Here is a 24,140-nt window from a genome sequence, read left to right on the forward strand (position 1 = left end):
CACGCAACGGCGTCCCGAACGGGCGCCGTTACGCTCAGTTGCCCATCGCCATCAGGCTCGCATTGCCGCCGGCCGCCGCAGTGTTGATGCTCAACGTGCGCTCGGCCACCAGCCGGCCGAGGTCGTACTCGGGTTGCGGACGCACCAGCGGCAGGATCGGGCCGTCGCGGCGCGCGAGGCGCACGCGCCATTCGTCCGCGGCCCCCTCCTCGCCCTCGAACAGCAGCGCCCCGAACTCGCCGTCGAACCACTGCGCGTCGATGCGCACGCAGCGGGCGATCTCGGCCGGCAGTGCCGCGAGGAACTTGCGCGCGAGCGCATCGTCGCCCAACACGAGGCTGTTGCCGGTCGCGAGCGCCGCCATCAGCTGGTGGAAGTAGCCCGCCATCGACCCCGCCACCGCCGCGACCGTACCGCGCGGCCTGAAGCTCAGGCTGTTGTCCTCGCCGGTCGGTCCGGGCAGCGCGAGCCGCAGATGCGCGAGATGATGGCGGCGGTAGGCCTCGGCGCGCAGGCGCAGCGCCATCGTGTCGTCGCCCTCGACGAGCGCGCGTCCCGCCTCGTCCACCCACGCGGCGAAGCGCTCGAAGAGCTCGGGCACCGCGGCCGCCGTCACGAACTCCGCGCCCGGGCTACGGCGCAACAGGCGATGCAGGTACAGCGGCCCGCCCGCCTTCGGCCCCGTGCCCGAGCGGCCTTCGCCGCCGAAGGGCTGCACGCCGACGACCGCGCCGATCATGTTGCGATTGACGTAGATGTTGCCGACATGGGCACGCGCGACGACGTCGTTGATGGTCTCGTCGATGCGCGAATGGATGCCCAGCGTCAGGCCATAGCCGGTCGCGTTCACCTCGTCGACGACGCGCATCAGCTCGTGCGCCGGGAAGCGCAGCACGTGCAGCACCGGGCCGAAGACCTCGCGTTTCAACTGCGACAGCGAACGGATCTCGATCATCGTCGGCGGCACGAAGGTGCCCTTCGCGCACGCCCCGGGCAGCGGCAGCTGGAACACCTTCGCGCCGTCCTTGCGCATCGCCGCGATGTGCGCGAGCAGCCCGGCCTGCGCCTCGGCGTCGATCACCGGGCCGATGTCCGCACGCACGTCGGCGGTGTTGCCGACCGTCAGCTCGCGCGTGGCGCCCTCGATCATCTCGATCACGCGGTCGGCGATGTCCTCCTGCAGGCACAGCACGCGCAGCGCCGAACAGCGCTGGCCGGCCGAATCGAAGCTCGACGCGATCACGTCGCCGACGACCTGCTCGGGCAACGCCGTCGAATCGACGATCATCGCGTTCTGGCCGCCGGTCTCGGCGATCAGCGGCACGTCGCCGCCGCGCGCGGCGAGCGTGCGGTTGATGATCATCGCGACCTCGGTCGAACCGGTGAACATCACCCCGCGCACGCGCGCATCGCGCACCAGCGCCGCCCCGACAACCTCGCCACGGCCGGGCAGCAGCTGCACGACCGCATCCGGGACGCCCGCCTCGCGGAACAGGCGCACCGCCCACGCGGCGATCAGCGGCGTCTGCTCGGCCGGCTTCGCCAGCACCGGGTTGCCGGCGCCGAGCGCCGCGGCAACCTGCCCGGCGAAGATCGCCAGCGGGAAGTTCCACGGGCTGATGCACAGCACCGGGCCCAGCGGCAGGTGCTGGGCGTTGTCCAGTTCGCGCGCCTGCTGCGCGTAGTAGCGGCAGAAGTCCACCGCCTCGCGCAGTTCGGCGATCGCGTTCGACCACGACTTGCCGGCTTCGCGCACCGCCAGCGCAATCAGCGCCGCCCCGTCGCGTTCGAGGAGATCCGCGGTGCGTTCGAGGCACTCGGCACGCTGCACCGGCAGACGCGCCGCCCAGTCGTGCGCGGCCGCCTCGGCGGCACGCAGCGCCGCCTCGACTTCGGCCAGATCGGCTTCGATGACTTCCCCGACGACATCCTCGAGATCGGCGGGATTGCGCACCGGCTGCGGCGACCCTTCGATGACGAGACCGGCCACCATCGGCCCGGCCGAATGGCGCTGCCGGCGGCTGTGCGCCAGTGCGGCGGCGATCGCGGAACGCACGGGCTCGCTCGACAGGTCGAAGCCCTGCGAATTGCGCCGCCCCTGGCCGTACAGATCCTTGGGCAGCGGGATGCGCGGATGCGGCGAGCCGGCGAGCGGCTCGGCGAGCGCGACCGGGTCGCGCACGAGTTCCTCGACCGGCACGTTCTCGTCCACGATCAGATTCACGAAGCTGGTGTTGGCGCCATTCTCGAGCAGGCGACGGACGAGGTAGGCAAGCAGCGTCTCGTGGCTGCCCACCGGCGCGTAGATGCGCACCATGCGGCGCAGCGCCGGGTCGCCGACGATCTGGTCGTACAGCGGCTCGCCCATGCCGTGCAGGCACTGGAACTCGTACTCGCCGTTGCGGTAGTCACCCTCTGCCATGTGCATGATGGATGCCATCGAGTGCGCGTTGTGGGTCGCGAACTGCGGATAGATCACATCGCGCGCGGCCAGCAGCCGCTTCGCACACGCGAGGTAGCACACGTCGGTGTAGACCTTGCGCGTATACACCGGATAGCCCTCCAGGCCGTCGATCTGCGCACGCTTGATCTCGGCGTCCCAATAGGCGCCTTTCACGAGGCGCACCATCAGGCGGCGCTGATTGCGCCGCGCCAGATCGACGATCCAGTCGATCACTAGGGGGGCACGCTTCTGGTAGGCCTGCACGACGAAGCCGATGCCTTCCCAGCCGGCGAGGTCCTTGTCCTCGACCAGCGCTTCGAGCAGGTCCAGCGAGATGTCCAGCCGGTCAGCCTCCTCGGCGTCGATGTTGAGGCCGATGTCGTAACCGCGCGCCAGTTCGCACAGCTGCTTGAGTTTCGGCAGCAGTTCGTCCAGCACGCGCTCGCGCTGCGCCCAGTTGTAGCGCGGATGCAGCGCCGAGAGCTTCACCGAGATGCCGTTGCCGTCGACCACGCCGCGCTTGGCGGAGCCGTTGCCGATCGCGTGGATCGCGTGCTCGTAGTCGTCGTAGTAGCGCTGCGCATCGGCCGCGGTCATCGCCGCCTCGCCGAGCATGTCGAAGGAATAGCGGTAGCCGCGCGTCTCGCGCTCTGCGCCGCGCTCCAGCGCTTCCTCGATCGTGCGTCCGGTCACGAACTGCTCGCCCAGCAGGCGCATCGCCAGGTCCATGCCCTTGCGGATCAGCGGTTCGCCGCCGCGCGTCAGCAGCTTGGACAGCGCACTCGCGAGCCCCTCCTCGCTGCGCGTCGCGACCAGCCGCCCGGTGATCAGCAGCCCCCAGGTCGCCGCATTCACGAACAGCGACGGACTCTGGCCGAGGTGGGCACGCCAGTCGCCGCGCGACAGCTTGTCGCGGATCAGACGGTCGGCCGTGGCCTTGTCGGGCACGCGCAGCAGCGCCTCGGCCAGGCACATCAGCGCGACGCCTTCCTGGCTCGACAGCGAGAATTCCTTCATCAGCGCATCGACGCCGCTCGAACGGGCGCGCTTCGAGCGCAGGCCGACGACGAGTTGGCGCGCGAGGTCATGGATGCGCCGCTGCATGACCGCGTCGACGCGCGCGGCCTCGACGAGCGGCGGCACGCATTGCGGCTCGGGGCTGCGGTAGGCGTCGAAGATATGGCGGCGCAGTTCCGGACGCGCTTCGGCAGGGATGGCGGCGAGGAGGTCAGGATTGTTCTGGGTGCTCATGAGGAATAACTCCGCAAAGGATTCCCGGCGGGGTCTCCAGCCGCCGGCCCGAACGGGCTTACCCGCCCGTCGAAAACCCGATTCTTCACCCAACATCCTAGTTTATGGCTCTAAAATTCGCTCCCAATAAGCCATAATTCCTGCATATTTCACATTTTTCAGACGAATAGCCTGCAGGCAAACGGAATGGACCGCATCGATCTCAAGATTCTCGCCGAACTCCAGAGGGATGCCCGCCTGTCATACGTCGAGCTCGCGCGCCGGGTCGGCCTGAGCAAGACGCCGTGCGCCGAGCGGGTGCGCAAGCTGGAGGAAGGCGGCGTCATCCGCGGCTACCACGCGGATCTCGACCCCGTCGCGATGGACCGCGCGCACGTCGTGATCGTGCAGGTGCTGCTGAGCGGCACGACCGCGCACGAACTGAAGCTGTTCAACGAGGCCGTGCAGCGCATCCCCGAGATCCAGACCTGCCAGATGATCGCCGGCGACTTCGACTACCTGCTGACGGTGCGCACACGCGACATCCAGACCTATCGCAGCGTGCTGGGCGAGAAAATCTCGGAGCTGCCGTGCGTCAAGCAGACGCACACCTATGTGGTGATGGAAGTAGTGAAGGACGAGAAGACGATAGAGATACGGACCGGCGAGGGACGACGGTCGGGGTGAGGAGATTCGGGCCAATCCGCCCTGGTCGAAGGCTAGGTCCGTGCCTGCGTGAACCACCCCGCGGTCCGGTGTCCTCTGCCGGGCAGGCGCTCGCGGCCTTCGGCTTCCCGGTACGAAACAGCCTGCGGGGGCGGCGACGCAAACTCGGGCGCGTTGCGCCCTCAGACATGCGTCGCCTTGTTTCCCCCGCAGACTGTTTCGTACCGGCGCTCACGGACAGCCCGGCAGAGGACGCCGAACCGCCTGGCGTGTGAACGGCCGGGCGAATATCGAGGCCGATGGGATGGTCCGAATTTCCGCCCGTGCGCGGGCCGGGGGCGGCTCCGGGCTGTCCGCGAGTGCCGTCGCGGCGTGCGTTGCGGGAGGTGAAGGCGACGCATGTCTGAGCCGGCGCAGCCGGCGAGTTTGCGTCGCCGCTCCCGCAACGCACGCCGCGACGGGAAGCCGAAGGCCACGAGCGCCTGCCCGGAGCCGCCCCCGGACCGCGCGCGGGCGGGGCGCCCCGGAACGGGGCGCCAAACTCAACTTTCCAGATGGTACTTCGTCACGCGCTCGACTTCCGCCGCCGAGCCCAGCACCACCGGCACGCGCTGGTGCAGCTTGGTCGGCTGCAGATCCATGATGCGCTCGCGCCCCGTCGTGGCCGCGCCGCCCGCCTGCTCGATGATCATCGCCATCGGATTTGCTTCGTACATCAGGCGCAGCTTGCCGCCCTTGTCGCGGCACTTCTCGTCCAGCGGATACATGAAGATGCCGCCGCGCGTCAGGATGCGATGCACGTCCGCAACCATCGAGGCGACCCAGCGCATGTTGAAGTCCTTGCCGCGCGGCCCGGACTTGCCGGCCTGCAGTTCGGCGATGTAACGCTGCACGGGCGGCTCCCAATAGCGCGCGTTCGACGCGTTGATCGCGAACTCCTGCGTCTCGTTCGGCACGGTCATGAAGGGATGCGTGTAGATGAAGCTGCCCATCTCGCGGTCCAGCGTGAAACCATGCACGCCATCGCCGACGGTCAGGATCAGCTGCGTCGACGGACCGTACAGCGCATAACCGGCGGCGACCTGATCACGGCCCGGCTGCAGGAAGTTCTGCTCCGTCGGCTCGCCGTCGCCCTCCGGATTGCGCAGCACCGAGAAGATCGTGCCGACCGAGATGTTCACGTCGATGTTCGACGAACCGTCGAGCGGATCGAACAGCAGCAGGAAGCCGCCCTTCGGATAATCGAAGGGGATCTGATGCACCTCCTCCACCTCCTCCGACGCCATCGCCGCGAGATGGCCGCCCCACTCGTTCGCCTGCAGCAGGATCTCGTTCGCGATCACGTCCAGCTTCTTCTGGGCCTCGCCCTGCACGTTGTCGGTGCCGGCCTCGCCCAACACGCCGGCCAGCGCGCCCTTGGAAACATTGACGCTGATCGCCTTCACGGCGCGGGCGACGACCTCGATCAGCAGGCGCAGCTCGGGCGTGGTCCGGCCCGCGCGCTGCTGCTCGATCAGGAACTGGGTTAGCGTGACGCGTCGCATGAAATGACTCCTTGTGGATCCGGCCGGGCCGGATGCAGATAGTGGTGCAAGCTGAAAAATGCGGATTATCCCGCGTACCGCGGCCGAACGCATCAAGATCCGCGCACCGGCCGCCCGGCGAAGGGGTTATGATCGCCATTCCGCGGGTTTCCCCGCGCACCGGCGGCGACGGCCGGTCCGGCGACCGCAACACCCGATCACTCACTATGCACGTTCTGGTTCTCGGCGCCGGCGTCACCGGCGTCACGACGGCCTGGTATCTCGCCAGAGCCGGATTCGAAGTCAGCGTCGTCGATCGCGAGCCCCAAGCGGCGCTCGAAACCAGCCGCGCCAACGGCGGCCAGATCTCCATCAGCCACCCGGAACCGTGGGCCAATCCCGGCGCGCCGCTCACGGCGCTGCGCTGGCTCGGCCGCGAGGACGCGCCGCTGCTGTTCCGTCCGCATGCCGACAGCGCCCAGTGGCGCTGGGCCCTCGCCTTCCTGCGCGAATGCCTGCCCGGGCGCACGCGGCGCAACACTGCGGCGATCGCCAATCTCGCCGTGCATAGCGGCCAGAAACTGCGGGCGCTGCGAGCGGAAACCGGGCTCGCTTACGATCACCTCGAGCGCGGCATCCTGCACCTCTTCTTCACGCCGGAGGAATTCGCGCATGCCCGCGGGCGCGTCGCCGAACTTGCCGCCTACGGCATCGTCGCGCGCGCGTGCGAAGCCGACGAATGCGTGGCGCTCGAACCCGCCCTGGCTTCGGCCCGCACCCAGCTCGCCGGCGGGCTGTACGCGCCCGGAGACGAATCCGGCGACGCGTGCCGCTTCACCCAGGAGCTCGCGCGCCTCGCCGCCGACGCGGGCGTGCGTTTCCACTACGACACCACGATCACCGGCCTGTCATGCACGCGCGGCCGCATCGACGCGGTCGAAGTGCGCGACGCGCAGGGCCGCGCGGGCGCGCTGACCGCCGACGCCTACGTCGTCTGCCTCGGCAGCTACGGCCGCGCCCTCGTCGCCCCGCTGGGCGAGAAGTTGCCGATCTACCCGGTCAAGGGCTACTCGATCACCGCGCCCGTCATCGATCCCGCGCGCGCGCCCAGCGTCAGCCTCACCGACGAATCGCGCCGCATCGTCTGCTCGCGCCTCGGCGACCGCCTGCGCGTGGCGGGCACGGCAGAGCTCAACGGCTTCGACACCAACATCAACGCGGCACGCTGCCAGGCGATTCTCGACTGGGTCGAGGCACGCTTTCCCGGTGCCGTCGACCTCACCCGGGCGGAGCGCTGGACCGGCCTGCGCCCCGCCACACCCGGCAACATCCCGCTGATCGGACGCAGCCGCATTCCCGGCCTGTGGTACAACACCGGCCACGGCACGCTGGGCTGGACCCTCGCATGCGGTTCGGCGAGCGCACTCACCGACCTCATCTCCGGCCGTCGTCCGCCGGTCGAGCATTTTCCCTTCCTCGACGGCCAGCGCTGACCCCTCCGGCCGCAACGAAGCCGTCATGCGCAGGGCCTACATTGTGGGTCTGGCTCACCGGACCCGGCCCATGAACATCCTGATGATTTCCGACGTGTATTTCCCGCGCATCAACGGCGTGAGCACGTCGATCCAGACCTTCCGCCAAGCCCTGGCAGCACACGGCGTGACCAGCACCCTGATCGCCCCCGCATACCCAGGCGCCCCCGTCGACGACCCCGAACTCGACATCCTGCGCATCCCGTCGCGCTACCTGCCGCTCGACCCCGAGGACCGCATCATGCGCACGGGCGCGATCCGCGCGCTGGCCCCGCGCCTGCGCGCACGCAACTACGACCTCGTGCACATCCACACGCCCTTCGTCGCCCACTATGCGGGGCATGCTCTGGCACGCGAACTCGGCCTGCCCTGCATGGCGACCTGTCACACCTTCTTCGAGGAATACCTCTTCCACTACGTGCGCTTCCTGCCGCGCGGCGTGCTGCGCGCAGCCGCCCGCCAGGTCACGCGCAGCCAGTGCAACGACATGGACGCGGTGGTCGTGCCGTCGACCGCGATGGACGGGGTTCTCTGCGCGTACGGCGTCACGCGGCCGCGCGCGATCCTGCCGACCGGGCTGCCCGCGGTGCAGTTCGTCGGCGGCGATGGCGCGGCCTTCCGCCAACGCCACGGCATCGCCCCTGAACGGAGCGTTCTGCTGTACGTCGGCCGCGTCGCGCACGAAAAGAACATCGCCCTGCTGATCCGGATGATCGACGAACTGCGCCGGTCTCATCCTTCGGCGCTGCTGCTGATTACCGGCGCAGGTCCCGCGGTCGGTGCGTTACGCGCGGAAGCGCGGCGGCGGCAGCTCGAACGGCATGTGTGCTTCCTCGGCTACCTTGACCGCGACACCGAGCTCCACGACTGCTATCGGGCCGCGGACCTGTTCGTGTTCGCCTCGCGCACGGAGACGCAGGGGCTGGTGCTGCTCGAAGCGATGGCCCTGGGCACCCCCGTGGTCGCGATCGCGGCCATGGGTACGCGCGACATCCTCGGCCCGCAGAGCGGCTGCCGCATCGCACCGGGCCACGCATCGGGCTTCGCGGCCGTGGTCGCCGAACTGCTCGACGACAGGGTCCGTCTGGAACGCATGGGGAACGAGGCGCGCGAATACGCGCGGCGCTGGAGCGCCTACGAGACGGCGGCTCAGCTCGCACGCCTGTACCGACAGTATGCGGAGGCAGCAGCGCAGACCGGCGACGCGCCGGCTGCCCTGCTGTCCTGATCCTGCTTACTTCACGACCTTCAGGTGATTGCGGGCCGCGCTCCGGCCGGCGCCCGACGGAGTGTCAGGCCCTTCGCCGTCGTCCGGACCGCCTTCTACCGACACGTCTTCCTCGGGCTGCGATTCAGCGCCCGCCAGCTCCGGCTCGAACGCCATGCCGTGCCCGTTCTCGCGCGCATAGATCGCGAGCACGTTGGACACCGGCAGGGACAGCGCATGCGCGACACCGCCGAAGCGTGCCTGGAAAGTGATCAGGTCGTTACCCATCACCAGATGGTTGGTCGCATCCGGCGCCAGGTTGAGCACGATCTGACCGTCGCGCGCGTAGCCGGGCGGAACGACCGTGCGCTCATCGACCGCAACCGCGATGTAGGGCGTGAAGCCCTGGTCGAGGCACCAGTCGTAGATGGCGCGCACCAGGTAGGGTTTTGTGGATACCTTGCTCATGGATTCGATCCGTGGGGCCCCGACGCGCGGGGCCGCCTGCGCGTCAACGACGCATTACCTTTTCGGACGGCGTCAGGGCGTCGATGAAGCCCTGGCGGCTGAAAATGCGCTCGGCGTACTTCATGAGGTTCGCGGCGGCCTTCGGCAGTTCGATACCGTAGTGCTCGAGACGCCACAGCAAGGGCGCGATCGCGACGTCGAGCATCGAGAATTCGTCGCCGAGCATGAATTTCTGCTTGGTGAAGATCGGCGCGAGCTGGACGAGCTGATCGCGAACGTGCGCGCGGCTCTTCTCCACCGTGGCCTTCTGGTTCTTCTCGAGCGTGTCGATGTGCGAGAACAGCTCGTGTTCGAAGGTGTGCAGCAGCTGTCGTGCGCGGGCACGCATGATCGGGTCGGGCGGCATCAGCTGCGGATGCGGGAAGCGCTCGTCGATGTATTCGTTGATGATGTTGGACTCGTACAGGACGAGGTCGCGATCCACCAGCACCGGCACCCGGTTGTACGGATTGATGACGGCAATATCTTCCGGTTTGTTGTAGAGATCGACGTCGATGACCTCGAAGTCCATCCCCTTTTCGAACAGCACGATCCGGCAGCGATGGCTGAACGGATCGGTGGTGCCGGAATACAGGTTCATCATGGTGTTACAGCTCCCGATACAAAAACAAAGCGCACCACGCGGGGTTCGCGTGGTGCGTCAGACTTCAAGGCGCCGAATCAGTTCGCGCCGACGCTCAATGAATGTCCTTCCAGTAGTTCTTCTTGAGCGCGAAAGTCAGTGCGAACAGGCCGGCCAGGAAGATCAGCACGACGACGCCGATGGTCTTGCGCTTCTCGGCGACGGGCTCGCCCATCCACACGAGGAAGGAGACGAGGTCGGCGACGGTCTTGTCGTATTCCTGCGCAGACAGCTTGCCGGGCTTGGCGAGTTCCAGCTCGATCGACTTCACGCCGTCATGCTCGCTGACCTTGGCGATCTGCTCGCCCTGCAGCTCCCACAGCACGTGCGGCATGCCGACGTTTTCGAAGACCTTGTTGTTCCAGCCCGTCGGGCGGTTCGGGTCACGATAGAACTGGCGCAGGTAGGTGTACAGCCAGTCGGCGCCGCTGCCGAACTCCGACGCGCGCTGGCGCGCGATCAGGGTCAGGTCGGGCGGGGTCGCACCGAACCAGGCCTTCTGCTCCTTCGTGCTGGCCGAGACCTTCATCAGATCGCCGATGCGCTCGCCCGTGAACATCAGGTTGTCGCGGATCTCCTGCTCCGTCAGGCCGATCTGCGTCAGCGTGTTGTAGCGGACGAAGCTCGCGCTGTGGCAGTTCATGCAGTAGTTGACGAAGGTCTTGGCACCCGCCTGCAGCGAGGCCTGGTCCTTGCTCACCGGCGCCTTGTCCAGATGCAGCACGGCACCGGCGGCCAGCGCCAGCGTCGGCGCAAACAGCGCAGCAGCGGCCAGGCGCTTCAGGGTCTTGATTACGCTAATAGTCATTTGAAAGTCACCCTATCCGGTTCGGGTTTGCACTGGTCGAGTTTGCTGTACCACGGCATCGCCAGGAAGAAGGCGAAATAGATCACCGAGCAGATCTGCGCGACCAAGGTACGACCCGGGGTCGGCGGCAGAACGCCGAGGTAGCCGAGGATGAAGAAGGAGACGACGAACACTGCGAGGACGCCCTTGAACAGGCCGCCCTTGTAGCGGATCGACTTCACCGGGCTGCGGTCGAGCCACGGCAGGAAGGCGATGATGACCACCGCTGCACCCATCGCGACCACGCCCCAGAACTTCGCGTCGATGCCGAACAGCGGGTAGGTCACCGCACGCAGGATCGAGTAGAAGGGGGTGAAGTACCACACCGGAGCGATGTGCGGCGGGGTCTTCAGCGGGTCGGCGGGGATGAAGTTGTTGTACTCGAGGAAGTAGCCGCCGCCTTCCGGAGCGAAGAACACGATCGCCGTGAAGAAGATCAGGAAGCCGACCACGCCGACGATGTCCTTCACCGTGTAGTACGGGTGGAAGGGGATGCCGTCCAGCGGGATGCCGTTGGCGTCCTTCTTCTTCTTGATCTCGACGCCGTCGGGGTTGTTCGAGCCGACTTCGTGCAGCGCGACGATGTGCGCGAGCACCAGGCCGATCAGCACCAGCGGCACTGCGATGACGTGGAAGGAGAAGAAGCGGTTCAGCGTGGCGTCGGACACGACGAAGTCGCCGCGGATGACGACCGACAGGTCCGGACCGATCACCGGGATCGCCGAGAACAGGTTCACGATGACCTGGGCGCCCCAGAACGACATCTGGCCCCACGGCAGCAGGTAGCCCATGAAGGCTTCGGCCATCAGCGCGAGGAAGATCAGGGTGCCGAAGATCCAGATCAGTTCGCGCGGCTTGCGGTAGGAACCGTAGAGCAGGCCGCGGAACATGTGCAGATACACGACGATGAAGAAGGCCGAGGCGCCGGTCGAGTGCAGGTAGCGGATCAGCCAGCCGCCCGGGACTTCGCGCATGATGTACTCGACACTGGCGAACGCGACCGGGATGCCGGAGGCGTTGAGCGAGGCGTCGGGCTTGTAGTGCATGACCAGGAAGATGCCGGTCAGGATCTGGATCACCAGCACGAGCAGGGCCAGCGAGCCGAAGAAGTACCAGAAGTTGAAGTTCTTGGGCGCGTAGTACTCGGACAGGTGCGCCTTCCAGGTCGACGTCAGCGGAAACCGATCGTCGATCCAGTTGAGCAGCTCTTGGGATTTCGTAGTCATCGCTTAAGCCTTTGAGTCGTCACCGATGAGGATCGTGGTATCGGAGAGGTACTTGTGCGGCGGCACCTCGAGGTTGTCCGGCGCCGGCATGCTCTTGTACACGCGCCCGGAAAGGTCGAATTTCGAGCCATGACAGGGACACAGGAAGCCGCCGTGCCACTCCTCGCCCATGCCGCTCTCGGCACCGACCTTGAACTTGTCGCTGGGCGAGCAGCCGAGGTGGGTGCAGATGCCGACAGCGATGAGGTACTCGGGCTTGATCGAGCGGTGCTTGTTCTTGGCGTACTCGGGCTGCATTTCCTTGCCGGATTCCGGATCGCTGACCACCGCATCGGTCTTTTCCAGCGACGACAGCATTTCCGGGGTCCGACGCAGAATCCACACGGGTTTGCCGCGCCACTCCACCGTCATCATCTCGCCCGGCGCCAGCTTGCTGATGTCCGCCTCGACCGGCGCACCTGCAGCCTTGGCACGCTCGGACGGCGTCAGGCTGGCAACGAACGGCACAGCCGTCGCAACCGCAGCCACCCCACCGGCGGCCGACGTCGCGACAAGCAGTTGCCGACGGCCACTGTCCATCTTCTGATCCACGCTCATGACCTCATCCCTGAAAAGAAACCCGTTTCCGGATACAAAAAAACTGCGGGATTTTAGCAAAAAGCCTGATACATAAAAAGAGGGCATGCCGAAAGCATGCCACTGGCATCACGCTCAAGCGCATTCCCGCGCCGCTGGGCGGAATCGATGCGAGGCGGATGCTGCAGTGCAGCTTCCGCAGCGCAGCAGCGCTCCTCGTTACAACGCGCGTCGCTCGACCAGGGCCTGCGCGATCGTGCCCGAATCGGTGTGCTCGAGCTCGCCGCCGACGGGCACGCCGCGCGACAGGCGGCTGACCCTGACGCCGCGCGCGGCGAGGAGCTCGGCGATGACATGGGCGGTGGCTTCGCCTTCGTTGGTGAAATTGGTCGCGAGGATGACTTCCTTCACCGCGCCGTCCGAGGCACGCGCGAGGAGCTTGTCGAGGCGCAGCTCGCGCGGGCCGATGCCGTCGAGCGGCGACAGGCGCCCCATGAGGACGTAGTAAAGGCCGTTGTAGAGCTGGGTCTGCTCCATCATCGCGAGGTCTGCCGGCATCTCGACCACGCACAGCAGCGAGTGGTCGCGCTGCGGATTGGCGCAGCGCTGGCAGATGTCGGTCTCGGAGAAGGTGTTGCAGCGCTCGCAGTGGCGCAGCACTTCGAGCGCGTGCGCGAGCGCCCGCGCGAGCCGGCCGGCGCCGCGCTGGTCGCGCTGCAGCAGATGGTAGGCCATGCGCTGCGCCGACTTCGGGCCGACGCTGGGCAGCGCGCGCAGGGCTTCGATCAGTTCGTCGAGACTCGAGGGGGAGCTCATCAGAACGGGAGCTTCATCCCGGGCGGCAGGTTGAGGCCGGCCGTGAAGCCCGCCATCTTCTCCTGCGTGGTCGTCTCGGCGCGGCGCACGGCGTCGTTCATCGCGGCGGCGACGAGGTCCTCCAGCATTTCCTTGTCGTCCATGACCGAGGGATCGATCGTTACGCGGCGAACGTCATGCTTGCAGGTCATGAGGATCTTCACCATGCCGGCCCCCGCCTGGCCCTCGACTTCGACGAGGGCGAGCTGGTCCTGCATCTTCTTCATGTTTTCCTGCATCTGCTGGGCCTGCTTCATCAGGCCGGCGATTCCGCCTTTCATCATGGTGCGATTCTCCGCAATTGGGGATTCAAAGAGGCTTCACCGACGCTTCCACGAGGGTTGCGTCGAATCGTTCGATCAGTTCGCGCACGAAAGGATCGCTTTCGAGGGCCGCGACCGCCTCGGCATGGCGCGCACGGCGGTCGGCCTCGTCGCGTTGCGCGGGCGTCTCGCCCTCGATCGCGCCGACGGCGGTCCGCAGCCGCAGCGGCGCCCCGTACAGGGATGCGAGCTGGTCCTGGATGCGCTCGACCACGCCCGGGTTCATGTCGAGGAGATGGCGGTGGGCGTTCGACAGGCGCAGGTCGATCACGCCGTCGGCGAAGCCCAGCCACTCGCAGTGCTGGGCGAATTCGCGCACGAGGCCGCCGAGTCCGAGACGACGGATGAGGCCGTGCCAGTTGCCTGCGGCGAAGTCCGCTGCAGCGTCGCCGTCGCCGTCACCGCCGGACGCGGGCGCAGCCGGCGCAGGTCGTGCCGCGGCCGGAGGCGGCGCGGCCTCGCCCGGGGGCTCGGACCGTAGCGCGGCCGGTTCGGCGCTCTGGCCGGCAAAGGCTTCGGGGGGAAGATCCTCCCACGGCGGCACCGAGTTGGAGGGCTCCGGACGGGCTTCCGCCGCGGCGCTTGGCGCGGCCGGGGCCGGGCGTTGCACGGGTTCGGCCGCCGGGGCGCGGGCTGGCGGCTCCGGCACGGACGCCGGCACAGCGGAAGTCGCAGGCGTGACGGCCGCTGTCGGGGCCGCGGCAGCGGGCTGGGCGGGCTGGGCGCTTGCGTTGCCGGGAGCGGGGCGCGGAGCGGCTGCAGGTCGCGGGGCCGCGGGCGGCAGGCTGCGTGCGACGCCCCCTCCCCCGCCGGCGGCTGCGGGGCTGCCGAGGGCCGGCGGCTGGTCGGGGCGGAACGCGTGCAGGCGCAGCAGCGTCATCGTGAAGCCGGCGTAGTCGTCCGGCGCCAGCGGCAGCTCGTCGCGGCCGTGGATCGCGATCTGGTAAGCGAGCTGGAGGAATTCGGCGTCGAAGAGCTCTGTGTAGGGCGACACGCGCTGGCGCTCGGCCTCGTCGGCAATCGCGGCGGGGGCGAACTGCGCCAGGGCGACGCGATGCAGCAGGGATGCAAGGGCCTGCAGCGCGGCGTCGAACGAGAGGCTGCGCGCTTCCATGCGGTCGGCGACCGCCAGCAGCGCCGCGACGTCGGCTGCAGCGAGCGCGTCGAGCACGGCATACAGGTGGTCGTCGCCGACCGTGCCGAGCATGTGGGTGACCTGTTCTTCCTCGATCTTGCCCGAGCCGTGGGCGATGGCCTGGTCGAGCAGCGACAGCGCGTCGCGCATCGAGCCGTTGGCGGCCTTGGCGAGGTGGCGCAGCGCCGGGGTCTCGCAGGGGATGGCCTCGGCCGCGAGGATGCGCGACAGATGCTCGACGATGTGGCCCGGCGGCATCTGCTTGAGGTTGAACTGCAGGCAGCGCGACAGCACCGTGACCGGGATCTTCTGCGGGTCGGTGGTCGCGAGGATGAACTTGACGTGCTCGGGCGGCTCTTCGAGGGTCTTCAGCATCGCGTTGAAGGCATGCCCGGTGAGCATGTGCACTTCGTCGATCATGTAGACCTTGTAGCGGCCCTGCACCGGCGCGTACACGGCCTTGTCGAGCAACGCGGCCATGTCCTCGACGCCGCGGTTCGACGCCGCGTCCATCTCGACATAGTCGGGGAAGCGGTCGGCGTCGATCGCCTGGCAGGCGGCGCACTGGTTGCAGGGCTCGGGCGTGACGCCGGTCTCGCAGTTCAGCGCCTTGGCGAGGATGCGCGAGATCGTCGTCTTGCCGACGCCGCGCGTGCCGGTGAACAGCCAGGCGTGATGCAGCCGGCCGGTCGCGAGCGCATGGCTGAGCGCGCGGACGACATGCTCCTGGCCGACCAGTGTCGCAAAGGATTTCGGCCGCCACTTGCGGGCGAGAACTTGATAGCTCATGGCGCGGAATTCTAACAGAGCGCCGGCCGCGCTCCCGGGACGATTGCGGCGGTCGATACATCGCAACAATCGTGCTCCGCGCCGGATCCGAATGCTGCGATCGAAATTCCCGGCCGGTGCCTGCAGCGCCCACCGGCGACGCGGCGATGGTGATCGAGGACGGGCTGCTCCGGGCGCGGGGCGCGCGTGGCGCCTGCGCGAACGTGATCTATCCTTTGTAGGTCGAGGCATGTGAGCAGGAAGCCTCCGCCCGGGAGGGCGCACCGCAGCACCGGCATGCCGGCGAGGAGGACCGACATATGGCTGAAGGATATCGGAATCAACCGCACTGGCCCCTGGACACGGGGACGTCGCAGCGGACCTCCGGCACCGGCGGCATGGAACTGCTGGCCGAACTGCTGCGGGAGGCCGACGTCCGCCTCGGCGGGGAGCGCCCGTGGGACATGCGCCTGCACCGGCCCGAGGCCGCCGACCGCATCCTGCTGCACGGCAGCCTGGGACTGGGTGAGAGCTACATGGACGGGGACTGGGACGCCCCGGCGGTCGACGAGATGATCCACCGCATCATTCGCGCCCGCCTCGACCGCAAGGTGCGTTCGCCGAAGTTCCTGTGGCACGCGCTGCGCACGCATCTCGTGAATCTGCAGAATCCGCGCCGGGCAAAGTGCGTCGGCGAGGTGCATTACGATCTCGGCAATGACTTCTTCGAGGCGATGCTCGACGCCAGCATGGCCTACACCTGCGGCTACTGGGCCGATGCGGACGATCTGGCGGCGGCGCAGACGGCGAAGCTCGACCTCGTGTGCCGCAAGCTCGGCCTGCAGCCCGGGATGCGCCTGCTCGACATCGGCTGCGGCTGGGGCAGCCTGATGAAGTTCGCGGCCGAACGCTACGGTGCGCGCTGCGTGGGACTGACGATCTCGAAGGCGCAGGCCGATCACGCTCGCGCGCGCTGCACCGGGTTGCCGGTGGAGGTCCGCCTGATGGACTTCCGCGACATCGACGAGCCTTTCGACCGCATCGCCAGCCTCGGCATGTTCGAACACGTCGGCCGCCGCAACCTGCGCACCTACTTCGAGGTCGTGCGCCGCTGCCTGCGGCCCGGCGGACTCTTCCTGCTGCACACGATAGGCAACAACTCCCCCTCCGCGCACACCGATCCGTGGATCGACCGCTACATTTTCCCCAACGGCGACCTGCCCGCGTTGAGGCAGATCGCGCGGGCGGTCGAACACCTTTTCGTCATCGAGGATGTGCATAACTTCGGCGCCGACTACGACCGCACGCTGATGGCCTGGGATCGGCGCTTCGAAGCCGCGTGGCCGCGCTTCGCAGACCGCTACGGCGAGCGCTTCCACCGCATGTGGTCCTATTATCTGCGGGTGTGCGCGGGCGCCTTCCGGGCACGCGATCTGCAGGTGTGGCAGATCGTGCTGTCGCCCGACGGCGTGCCGGGCGGCTACCGGCGGCCGTCCTGAGCCGGCCGTGCGGACGGGCCGCCGGGATGTCTCACGGCTGCCCGAGCTGCAGGTAGTAGCGCACGTCGCCGACTTCGGGCGAGTAGCTCGCGCCGACGTAGATCGGACCGATGGCGGTATCCGCGCCGAGGAACAGCGAATACGCGCGATGCCGGCCGGGATCGGGCGTGAGCGAGGTGCCGTAGTTGCGCAGTTCGGCCCACTCGGCGGTCGCGCCGGCGTACACGCCGCGCCCGAGCGTGTCGGGCAGGCGGGTGATCTGGCGGTAGTAGGCGGCGCTCACGAGCGCCACCTGGTCGGCGGCGAGTTCGCCGTAACGGTAGCCGGACAGGCGGAAGGGGCCGCCCAGCAGCGTGCGGCCGACTTCGGGCAGGTCGCGGTCGGGGCTGCCGGCGAGCAGCGCACGCATGCGCCACACGTTGGGGCCGAAGGAGGTCGCGGCGTCGCCGTCGAGCTCGGTGAAGAAGTAGCGCTGGTCGGCGCCGAAGATCGGCGAGTGCAGCTCCGCGCGCAGCCGGGCGGCGTAGCCGCGGCGCGGGAAGAAGGGGCTGTCGAGGCGGTCGATGGTGGCGGTGCCATGCACCCAGCCGTCCTCGATGAGGCGTTCGGGGTAGAGCTCCGGACCGGCGGTGACTTCCGAACTGCGTCGGCCGCGCCGCCAGCCGGCACGCAGTTCGCCCCACATGCCGACCTCGTAGCCGGCGTCGAGGCCGATCAGGCCGCCCTTCTCCTTGTTCTCGGACAGCTTGCGCCCATCGACGAAGACCGGCAGCACTCGGTTGAAGAGCTCGACGGACGGCGCGACGAACCAGCCGCTGTCGAGGTCGAGCGGCTGGAACAGCTCGCTGCGGATGCGGTTCGTGGTGCCGAGCTGCAGGTCGGTGTCCCAGCGCCCGCCGCGGGTGTTGAGCCAGCGGCGCGAGAAGCCGGCGTAGAGGCCGACCTGGGAGCCGCCTTCGAAGTCGGCCGCGAGGCCGCCGCCGAAGCGCAGCAGGTTGGGCCCCGAAGCCTTTTCGTCGGCATCGAGCTGCACCGTGGCGCGCGGCCCGTCGTGCAACACGCTGTAGCGCAGGCGGTCGAAGTCGCCGCGCTCGTAGATGCGGGCGATGTCCTGCTCGAGCTTCTGGGGGTCGAGCGCTTCGCCGGTCTTCTGCGTGAGCGTGGCGCCGAACAGGCGTTCGGGCACGAACTTGAGGCCTTCGACCTTGATGTCGGCGACGACGGGGGCGCGCTTGTGCCAGCGGAACTGGCGCAGTGTCTGCCACTTCGCGTAGCTGTCCTCGTCGACGCTGAAGCGCGCGAGCGAGGCGGACTGGCGCAGCGCGGCCTCGGTGCCGTAGGGGATGGTCTCGAGCACGCGCTCGAAGTCGCGCGAGGTGATGCCGGGCAGCTCGACCTGGATCAGGGCGTCGTCCGGACCCAGGCGCGCGAGCTGCTGGCGCACGTTCTGTTCGAGGGCGAGGTTGATCGCCTGCAGCGCGATGTCGGTCGCGGAACGCAGGCGCTCGCGCGCGTGCGGCGGCGTGCCGAGGTTCACGGCGATGACGCGCCCGCCGCACAGCTCGCGGCCGATGTCGACCGGGAGGTTCATGACGAGACCGCCGTCGACGAGCAGGCGCTTGTCGTTCTCGATCGGCAGGAACACGCCGGGCACGGCCATGCTCGCGCGCATCGCGCGCCACAGCGGCCCCTTGTCGAGCAGCACGAGTTCGCCGGTCTCGAGGTCGGTGGCGACGGCGCGGTACGGCAGCGCGAGGCTGTCGAAGGTGTCGAGCACTTCGGCGTCACCGGCGAGCCGCGTGAGGAAGCGGTCCATCGCCTGGCCCGAGATCGCGCTCTGCGGCAGCAACAGGGCACCGTCACCGTAGCCCAGCGTGATCGCGGAGCGGTTGCGCGCAGCGTCCTGCTTGTCGCGGAAGGGCTGGTCCTCGCGCGGCACGCTGCTGGAGAACATGTTCACCCAGTCGACGGCGTGGATCTCGCGCACCATGTCGCCCAGCTCCATCCCCGCTGCGTAGGCGCCGCCGACGATCGCGCCCATCGAGGTGCCGACGATGCAATCGACCGGGATGCGCATGTCCTCGAGCACCTTCAGCACGCCGACGTGGGCGATGCCGCGCGCGCCGCCGCCCGACAGCACGAGGGCGACGCCCTGCGGCGGCGACCCGGATGTTTCGGCGCTCGCGGGCGCGGCGGCGAGGCCGGCCAGGCACAGCAGGGAAAGGACGAAGGGACGCAGTTTCAAGCGCGTGCTCGGTGAGTGCTCAGTGAGGGGACGGACCGAAGATAGCGCAAGACCGCGGGGCGTGCGTAACGGAAGTCCCGCAAGGAGGCACAAAATGAAACGGGCGCCCCGTTTCCGGAGCGCCCGTTCGCGAATCAGGGTGGCGAGCCCGACCCCCGGCACTTGCAGGGAACGGCTGTGGCTGCTGCCTTCCGGCCCTGACCAGGTTCACCGCGCTGCAATGCGGGGAGACCCGCCACGGGGCGCATTGTAGCAGCTTATGCCGCCGCTGCACGCGCCCCTTGATGCAATGCGCAATGCGCGGCGGTTCAGCCCTTGAGCTCGGGGAAGTCTTCCTCGAAGAACTCCAGCGCGCCGCGCACGGAGCCGTCCTTGCCTTCCTCGCTCTTGCGCAGCTCGACGCGGCGGATCTTGCCGGAGATGGTCTTCGGCAGGTCCGAGAACTCGAGGCGGCGGATGCGCTTGTACGGGGCGAGCTTGTCGCGCGTGAAGGCGAAGATGTCCTTCGCGAGTTCCTTCGACGGCTCGAAGCCGGCGGCGAGGATCACGTAGGCCTTCGGCACGGCCAGACGCACTGGATCCGGGCTCGGGACGACGGCGGCTTCGGCCACCGCCGGATGCTCGATCAGCACCGATTCGAGCTCGAACGGGCTGATGCGGTAATCGGAAGCCTTGAACACGTCGTCGGCGCGGCCGACGTAGGTGATGTAGCCTTCCTCGTCGATGCTCGCGACGTCGCCGGTGCGGTAGTGGCCGTCACGCATGACTTCGGCGGTCTTGGCTTCGTCGCCGGCGTAGCCCAGCATCAGGCCCAGCGGGCGCTTGGCGAGGACGAGGCTGATTTCGCCCTCTTCCACCGGCTTGCTGTCGGCGTCGAGCAGCGCGATCGTGTAGCCGGGCAGCGGGCGCCCCATCGAGCCGGGCTTCAGGCGCTGGCCGGGCGTGTTGCCGATCTGCGCAGTGGTCTCGGTCTGGCCGAAGCCGTCGCGGATCGTGATGCCCCAGGCCTTCTTCACCTGCTCGATGACTTCGGGGTTGAGCGGTTCGCCCGCGCCGATGAGTTCGCGCAGATTGGTCTTCACCGAGGCGAGATCCTGCTGGATCAGCATGCGCCACACGGTCGGCGGCGCGCACATGGTGGTGATCTCGTACTTCACGAGCACGTCGAGCAGCGCCTTGGCGTTGAAGCGGTTGTAGTTGTACAGGAACACACAGGCACCGGCGTTCCACGGTGCGAAGAAGCAGCTCCAGGCGTGCTTGGCCCAGCCCGGCGAGCTGATGTTCATGTGGCGGTCGTTGGGCTGCAGGCCGATCCAGTACATCGTCGACAGGTGGCCGACCGGGTAGGACTGGTGGCTGTGCTGGACGAGCTTGGGCTTGGAGGTGGTGCCGGAGGTGAAGTACAGCAGCAGCGGGTCGGTGACCTTGGTGACGCCCGACGGCGCAAACTCGGGCGAAGCCTGGTAGGCATCCTCGAACGAGAGCCAGCCGGCGGTCGCACCGCCGACGCTGACGCGCGTGTAGCTGCCGGCGAGGTCGGCGAACTTGTCGGTGTGGGCCTTGCCGATCACGACGTGCTTGACCTGGCCGCGCTCGAGGCGATCGAGCAGGTCGTCCGGGGTCAGCAGCGTGGTCGCGGGGATCACGACGGCGCCGAGCTTGATCGCGGCGAGCATGGTTTCCCACAGCGGCACTTCGTTGCCGAGCATGATCAGGATGCGGTCGCCGCGCGCGACGCCCTGCTCGCGCAGCCAGTTGGCGACGCGGTTCGAGCGCGCGGACATCTCGGCGAAGGAGAGCCTGGATTCGCGGCCGTCTTCCTCGACGATCCACAGCGCGGGCTGCTCGTTGCCCTTGGCCATGGCGTCGAAGTAGTCGAGCGCCCAGTTGAACTCGGTAAGCTGCGGCCACTGGAAACCGGCGTACGCGGTGGCGTAGTCGGTGCGGTTGGCCAGCAGGAAGTCGCGCGCTTTCAGAAACTCGGCAACTGCAGTCATTTCCTCTCCTTTCCCAGAAGCGGCACGCCGGACAGCCGTCCGCCGCGCCAGTTGTACGCCCGCTTGCCGCCGCCCCCGACGATGCTGCCGGGACCGCGTGCCGCAGACGACTTTGATTGGCTCGCAGCGCCCTGGTCGGACGCCGGGCGGTATTTTGACGTTGACGTAAACGTCATGCAACCATGCTTCGCGGTGGTACTGCCCAATTTGGCCGTCGACGGGGGAATCGCTCGAGGACCTGCGCGGCACGACACCGGCGGACCGCCGCGCCGGGCGTGTGCACGCGAGTGGCCGGGCCGGTGCCCGAGGGGCGCCTGAGGCGCCCGCGGCTCAGGATTTCTTGCGCAGCATGTAGAAGAGGTTGGGCTCGCTCACGATGTAGATGTTGCCGGCCGCGTCCATCGTCACGCCTTCGGGCGAGGGCGCGTCATGCGCGAGGCCCGAGCGCCGGCCCGAAAGCGGCCGCGAGCTCACGAAGCGGCCGTCGCCATCGAGCTCGACGAGCTCCTTCGATTCCTCGCTCAGCAGCACGAGGTGGCCGGTCTTCGGGTCGAAGCAGACGTCGGCGAGGTCGCCCGTGGACACCTCCCGGTCGATCCAGTCGGTGTGATCCTGCAGGGCCAGCTGCAGCCGGCCTCCGAGCGAGGCGGCGACGCCGTCCACCTCGAACAGCTGGCGCGGGTCGCGCTCCTTGGCGATGAAGACGCGGTCGCCGGCCGCATCGTAGGCGAGCCCCTCGAAGCCCTTGTTGCCGCGATGCATGTTCAGGCCGAGGGTGAGGAAGGGCGATCCTTTCGCGGCTATCGTGCCCGACTGCGCCGGGATGTCGACGAAGTTGAGGCGCTGCAGGGTTTCGTTGGTGATCGCGATGCGCCCGTTGCCCATGTAGGCGATCGCTTCGGTGTCGTCGAAGCCTTCCAGGCGGTAGCGCTCGAGCACGTCGCCATTGCGGCTCAGGGCAACGACCTCGGCCGGCCCGTCGTTGCTGATCGCGAGCAGGCGGTCGCGGTCGAAGTCGTAGGTGATGCCGGACAGTTCGGCGGCGCCGGGGATCGGTTTCGCGTCGATGACGACTTCGTAGTCCTGCAGCGAGATTGCCCGAGTCGCCGCATGCTGCCGGGCCGCAGCCTGCGAGGTGGTCTTCTGTCCCCAGTGCAGCTCGTGGTTCGCGACACCTGCGACCGCAAGCGCGGAGATCAGCGCCAGACCATACAGGCGTCTGCGGGTATAACGTGCGGCACGGTCGATTCCGGGCATCCTGGCCTCCTGGTCCTTGTTGTTCTGATTCAGAGCGGTGATTGCCACGCGAAGCGGAATTCGCGCGGCTTGAGATCGCTGCGGCACTGTCCGTTGTCGGCGTCGGCACCGACGACGTACCACTCGTCGCGCGAAGTGCCACCGACCCTGCGTGCCTTGTCCGGAACGAAGCAGCTGGCGAGTTCGCGCGCCGGCACGAGGGCGTACGCGCCCGGGTGGCTGCGCAGCCACCGGGCGGCCTCGTCGACGCCGGCGCGGGACTGGAAGCCGAAATGCACGATGGGCTGGCGGGCGAAGAGCCAGTGCCCCTCGCGCCAGTCGATGAGGAGGAGATCCGCGCCGCCGGTCAGCTCGGCCGCCGCACGCATCACGGCCTGGTGGGGATTCGGACCTTCCTTGAGCGGCTCGACGAAGCCGGCGACGAACCACGCGACGAACCAGCTCGCGGCGACCCAGCGGAAAATGCGCAGCGCGCGCGGGCGGCCGCCGAACCAGCGCCGCAGCAGCCAGGGCACGAGCGGCGCGACCGTCAGCACCGTGCCGAACAGGGCGGGGAAGATGTACAGCTTGCGCTTGCCGGTACTCAGGGAGAAGAACAGCACGATCAGCACCGCCCAGCCGAGCAGCACGAGCACGCGGCCGTCGCGCCGGGCGAGCTGCCGCCGCCACGCCGGCACCAGCCACGGCAGCCCGAGGACGAGCGGCAGCCAGACTTCCGGGATCACGTTGGCGACGAAATACCACGCCGGTTCGCGATGCATCCACGCATTCGTGTAGCGCTCCGCGGTCTGCCGCAACGTCACGTCGCGCACGTAGGCGAGGCTTTCCGCGTCGCCCTGCAGCAGCACGGTGGCCGCGAGCGGCACCGCCCACACGGCGACCGCTGCGAGCATCGCGGCGAGGCCCAGCGCCCAGCGCCACGGCTCGCGCGGCACGGGGCCCACACCGTGCCAGTCCTTGCGCACGGCCCACGCATAGGGCAGCAGCATGAACAGCGGCAGGAAGCCGATGACCTTGGTGATGACGCCGAAGCCCATCGCGGCGCAGGCGACGTAGAACCAGCCCCACGCCGGCCCGGCCATCAGGTGGCGCACGAGGCCGTACATGCCGAGCGCGATCCACAGGCACAGCAGCCCGTCGAGCTGGCCCGCGCGCAGCACGTTGTAGGTCTGGAAGCAGGCGAGGAAGAGCAGCGCGGCGATGACGCCGGTGCGGCGGTTCCACAGGCGCCGCCCGAGGTCGTACAGGCATCCGGTGGTCACCGCACCGGCGATCAGGGCCGGCAGGAACAGGGCGACCCGCGGCGAGCCAGTGACGCGGATGAAAAACGCGACGACCCACATGAAGAGCGGGGGTTTGTCCGGGTAGATCTGCCCGGCCCGGTGCGGAATGATCCACGAGCCGTTCTGCAGCATCTCCAGTGCGACGCCGAGGAAGCGTTCCTCATCGACGTTGGACGGTTCGCGCAGGCCGAGGCCGGCACCGATCAGCAGCAGCGCCAGCAGCATCAGCGCGATCAGCTCGACGAGCGGACGGTCGAGCGTGAGCCCGAGGGGGCGCCGGAGCGGAACCGGGCCGAGAACCGAAACTTGGGTGTCGTCGCGCATGCCTTTCTCGATTTTGGCCGGCGCTCCGTACGCGACGCGTCAGGATCGATCCTG

At 68.2% G+C, this 24,140-nt stretch carries 18 protein-coding genes and 1 other RNA gene; 4 read left to right on the forward strand and 15 right to left on the reverse strand.

Going from position 1 to position 24,140, the window contains the following annotated elements:
* Positions 1 to 34: 34 nt before the first annotated feature.
* Complete coding sequence (gene putA, locus BW991_RS07940; protein WP_076601548.1) at positions 35 to 3,694, reverse strand: trifunctional transcriptional regulator/proline dehydrogenase/L-glutamate gamma-semialdehyde dehydrogenase; 3,660 nt, start codon at positions 3,692 to 3,694, stop codon at positions 35 to 37.
* Positions 3,695 to 3,880: 186 nt separating this feature from the next.
* On the opposite strand from putA, the gene BW991_RS07945 reads away from it, so the two are divergent.
* A complete protein-coding gene (locus BW991_RS07945; RefSeq protein ID WP_076601549.1) occupies positions 3,881 to 4,360 on the forward strand; it encodes a winged helix-turn-helix transcriptional regulator in 480 nt (159 codons plus the stop codon).
* Between the two features lie 521 nt (positions 4,361 to 4,881).
* Here BW991_RS07945 and BW991_RS07950 read toward each other — a convergent pair.
* Positions 4,882 to 5,883, reverse strand: coding sequence for a class 1 fructose-bisphosphatase (locus tag BW991_RS07950; RefSeq protein WP_076601550.1), 1,002 nt, complete (start codon positions 5,881 to 5,883; stop codon positions 4,882 to 4,884).
* Positions 5,884 to 6,089: 206 nt separating this feature from the next.
* On the opposite strand from BW991_RS07950, the gene BW991_RS07955 reads away from it, so the two are divergent.
* Together BW991_RS07955 and BW991_RS07960 are read left to right on the forward strand one after the other, a co-directional pair.
* Entirely contained in the window at positions 6,090 to 7,355 is a 1,266-nt protein-coding gene (locus tag BW991_RS07955) for a D-amino acid dehydrogenase (RefSeq protein ID WP_076601697.1), read from the forward strand.
* A 70-nt stretch (positions 7,356 to 7,425) separates the two neighbouring features.
* Positions 7,426 to 8,622: a glycosyltransferase gene (locus BW991_RS07960; protein ID WP_076601551.1), complete on the forward strand. Its 1,197-nt coding sequence runs from the start codon at positions 7,426 to 7,428 to the stop codon at positions 8,620 to 8,622.
* Positions 8,623 to 8,628: 6 nt separating this feature from the next.
* Here the strand turns inward: BW991_RS07960 and BW991_RS07965 are convergent, their stop codons facing one another.
* The 8 genes from BW991_RS07965 to dnaX form a co-directional block, all read right to left on the reverse strand.
* Positions 8,629 to 9,069 carry a ClpXP protease specificity-enhancing factor gene (locus tag BW991_RS07965; protein ID WP_076601552.1) on the reverse strand — a complete coding sequence of 147 codons (441 nt, stop codon included), beginning with the start codon at positions 9,067 to 9,069 and terminating at the stop codon, positions 8,629 to 8,631.
* 43 nt (positions 9,070 to 9,112) lie between these two features.
* Complete coding sequence (locus tag BW991_RS07970; protein WP_076601553.1) at positions 9,113 to 9,712, reverse strand: glutathione S-transferase N-terminal domain-containing protein; 600 nt, start codon at positions 9,710 to 9,712, stop codon at positions 9,113 to 9,115.
* A 94-nt stretch (positions 9,713 to 9,806) separates the two neighbouring features.
* A complete protein-coding gene (locus BW991_RS07975; RefSeq protein ID WP_076601554.1) occupies positions 9,807 to 10,559 on the reverse strand; it encodes a cytochrome c1 in 753 nt (250 codons plus the stop codon).
* Entirely contained in the window at positions 10,556 to 11,824 is a 1,269-nt protein-coding gene (locus tag BW991_RS07980; RefSeq protein WP_076601555.1) for a cytochrome b, read from the reverse strand. The genes BW991_RS07975 and BW991_RS07980 overlap by 4 nt, the downstream gene beginning before the upstream one ends.
* Before the next feature lie 3 nt (positions 11,825 to 11,827).
* Entirely contained in the window at positions 11,828 to 12,421 is a 594-nt protein-coding gene (gene petA, locus BW991_RS07985; protein ID WP_076601556.1) for a ubiquinol-cytochrome c reductase iron-sulfur subunit, read from the reverse strand.
* 198 nt (positions 12,422 to 12,619) lie between these two features.
* Positions 12,620 to 13,216, reverse strand: coding sequence for a recombination mediator RecR (gene recR / locus BW991_RS07990; RefSeq protein WP_076601557.1), 597 nt, complete (start codon positions 13,214 to 13,216; stop codon positions 12,620 to 12,622).
* Positions 13,216 to 13,539, reverse strand: a complete 324-nt coding sequence (locus BW991_RS07995) for a YbaB/EbfC family nucleoid-associated protein (RefSeq protein WP_076601558.1) — start codon at positions 13,537 to 13,539, stop codon at positions 13,216 to 13,218. The genes recR and BW991_RS07995 overlap by 1 nt, the downstream gene beginning before the upstream one ends.
* Before the next feature lie 25 nt (positions 13,540 to 13,564).
* Entirely contained in the window at positions 13,565 to 15,502 is a 1,938-nt protein-coding gene (gene dnaX, locus BW991_RS08000; protein ID WP_076601559.1) for a DNA polymerase III subunit gamma/tau, read from the reverse strand.
* 299 nt (positions 15,503 to 15,801) lie between these two features.
* On the opposite strand from dnaX, the gene cfa reads away from it, so the two are divergent.
* Positions 15,802 to 16,980 (forward strand): cyclopropane fatty acyl phospholipid synthase, encoded by a 1,179-nt coding sequence (gene cfa, locus BW991_RS08005; RefSeq protein ID WP_084205006.1) that lies wholly within the window; start codon positions 15,802 to 15,804, stop codon positions 16,978 to 16,980.
* 31 nt (positions 16,981 to 17,011) lie between these two features.
* Here the strand turns inward: cfa and BW991_RS08010 are convergent, their stop codons facing one another.
* From BW991_RS08010 to BW991_RS08030, 5 genes are all read right to left on the reverse strand, one after another.
* Entirely contained in the window at positions 17,012 to 19,225 is a 2,214-nt protein-coding gene (locus tag BW991_RS08010) for a patatin-like phospholipase family protein (protein WP_076601561.1), read from the reverse strand.
* A 138-nt stretch (positions 19,226 to 19,363) separates the two neighbouring features.
* Positions 19,364 to 19,462: signal recognition particle sRNA small type (gene ffs / locus BW991_RS08015), an RNA gene on the reverse strand.
* 71 nt (positions 19,463 to 19,533) lie between these two features.
* Positions 19,534 to 21,222, reverse strand: coding sequence for an AMP-binding protein (locus BW991_RS08020; protein WP_076601562.1), 1,689 nt, complete (start codon positions 21,220 to 21,222; stop codon positions 19,534 to 19,536).
* Positions 21,223 to 21,552: 330 nt separating this feature from the next.
* Positions 21,553 to 22,479 carry an SdiA-regulated domain-containing protein gene (locus BW991_RS08025; protein WP_076601698.1) on the reverse strand — a complete coding sequence of 309 codons (927 nt, stop codon included), beginning with the start codon at positions 22,477 to 22,479 and terminating at the stop codon, positions 21,553 to 21,555.
* Positions 22,480 to 22,508: 29 nt separating this feature from the next.
* Positions 22,509 to 24,086: an ArnT family glycosyltransferase gene (locus BW991_RS08030; protein ID WP_244551643.1), complete on the reverse strand. Its 1,578-nt coding sequence runs from the start codon at positions 24,084 to 24,086 to the stop codon at positions 22,509 to 22,511.
* Positions 24,087 to 24,140 lie beyond the last annotated feature (54 nt).

The sequence above is a fragment of the Aromatoleum tolulyticum genome (assembly GCF_900156155.1).
GTDB classification, from domain to species: Bacteria; Pseudomonadota; Gammaproteobacteria; order Burkholderiales; family Rhodocyclaceae; genus Aromatoleum; species Aromatoleum tolulyticum.

Bases quoted from the DNA above. Each gene is read 5' to 3' on its own strand.
- cfa (WP_084205006.1), top strand. From the start codon at position 15,802: ATGGCTGAAGGATATCGGAATCAACCGCACTGGCCCCTGGACACGGGG.
- BW991_RS07950 (WP_076601550.1), bottom strand. From the start codon at position 5,883: ATGCGACGCGTCACGCTAACCCAGTTCCTGATCGAGCAGCAGCGCGCG.
- BW991_RS07955 (WP_076601697.1), top strand. From the start codon at position 6,090: ATGCACGTTCTGGTTCTCGGCGCCGGCGTCACCGGCGTCACGACGGCC.
- BW991_RS07980 (WP_076601555.1), bottom strand. From the start codon at position 11,824: ATGACTACGAAATCCCAAGAGCTGCTCAACTGGATCGACGATCGGTTT.
- BW991_RS08020 (WP_076601562.1), bottom strand. From the start codon at position 21,222: ATGACTGCAGTTGCCGAGTTTCTGAAAGCGCGCGACTTCCTGCTGGCC.
- petA (WP_076601556.1), bottom strand. From the start codon at position 12,421: ATGAGCGTGGATCAGAAGATGGACAGTGGCCGTCGGCAACTGCTTGTC.
- BW991_RS07945 (WP_076601549.1), top strand. From the start codon at position 3,881: ATGGACCGCATCGATCTCAAGATTCTCGCCGAACTCCAGAGGGATGCC.
- BW991_RS07960 (WP_076601551.1), top strand. From the start codon at position 7,426: ATGAACATCCTGATGATTTCCGACGTGTATTTCCCGCGCATCAACGGC.
- BW991_RS08030 (WP_244551643.1), bottom strand. From the start codon at position 24,086: ATGCGCGACGACACCCAAGTTTCGGTTCTCGGCCCGGTTCCGCTCCGG.
- recR (WP_076601557.1), bottom strand. From the start codon at position 13,216: ATGAGCTCCCCCTCGAGTCTCGACGAACTGATCGAAGCCCTGCGCGCG.
- BW991_RS07975 (WP_076601554.1), bottom strand. From the start codon at position 10,559: ATGACTATTAGCGTAATCAAGACCCTGAAGCGCCTGGCCGCTGCTGCG.
- BW991_RS07970 (WP_076601553.1), bottom strand. From the start codon at position 9,712: ATGATGAACCTGTATTCCGGCACCACCGATCCGTTCAGCCATCGCTGC.
- BW991_RS07995 (WP_076601558.1), bottom strand. From the start codon at position 13,539: ATGATGAAAGGCGGAATCGCCGGCCTGATGAAGCAGGCCCAGCAGATG.
- BW991_RS07965 (WP_076601552.1), bottom strand. From the start codon at position 9,069: ATGAGCAAGGTATCCACAAAACCCTACCTGGTGCGCGCCATCTACGAC.
- putA (WP_076601548.1), bottom strand. From the start codon at position 3,694: ATGAGCACCCAGAACAATCCTGACCTCCTCGCCGCCATCCCTGCCGAA.
- dnaX (WP_076601559.1), bottom strand. From the start codon at position 15,502: ATGAGCTATCAAGTTCTCGCCCGCAAGTGGCGGCCGAAATCCTTTGCG.
- BW991_RS08025 (WP_076601698.1), bottom strand. From the start codon at position 22,479: ATGCCCGGAATCGACCGTGCCGCACGTTATACCCGCAGACGCCTGTAT.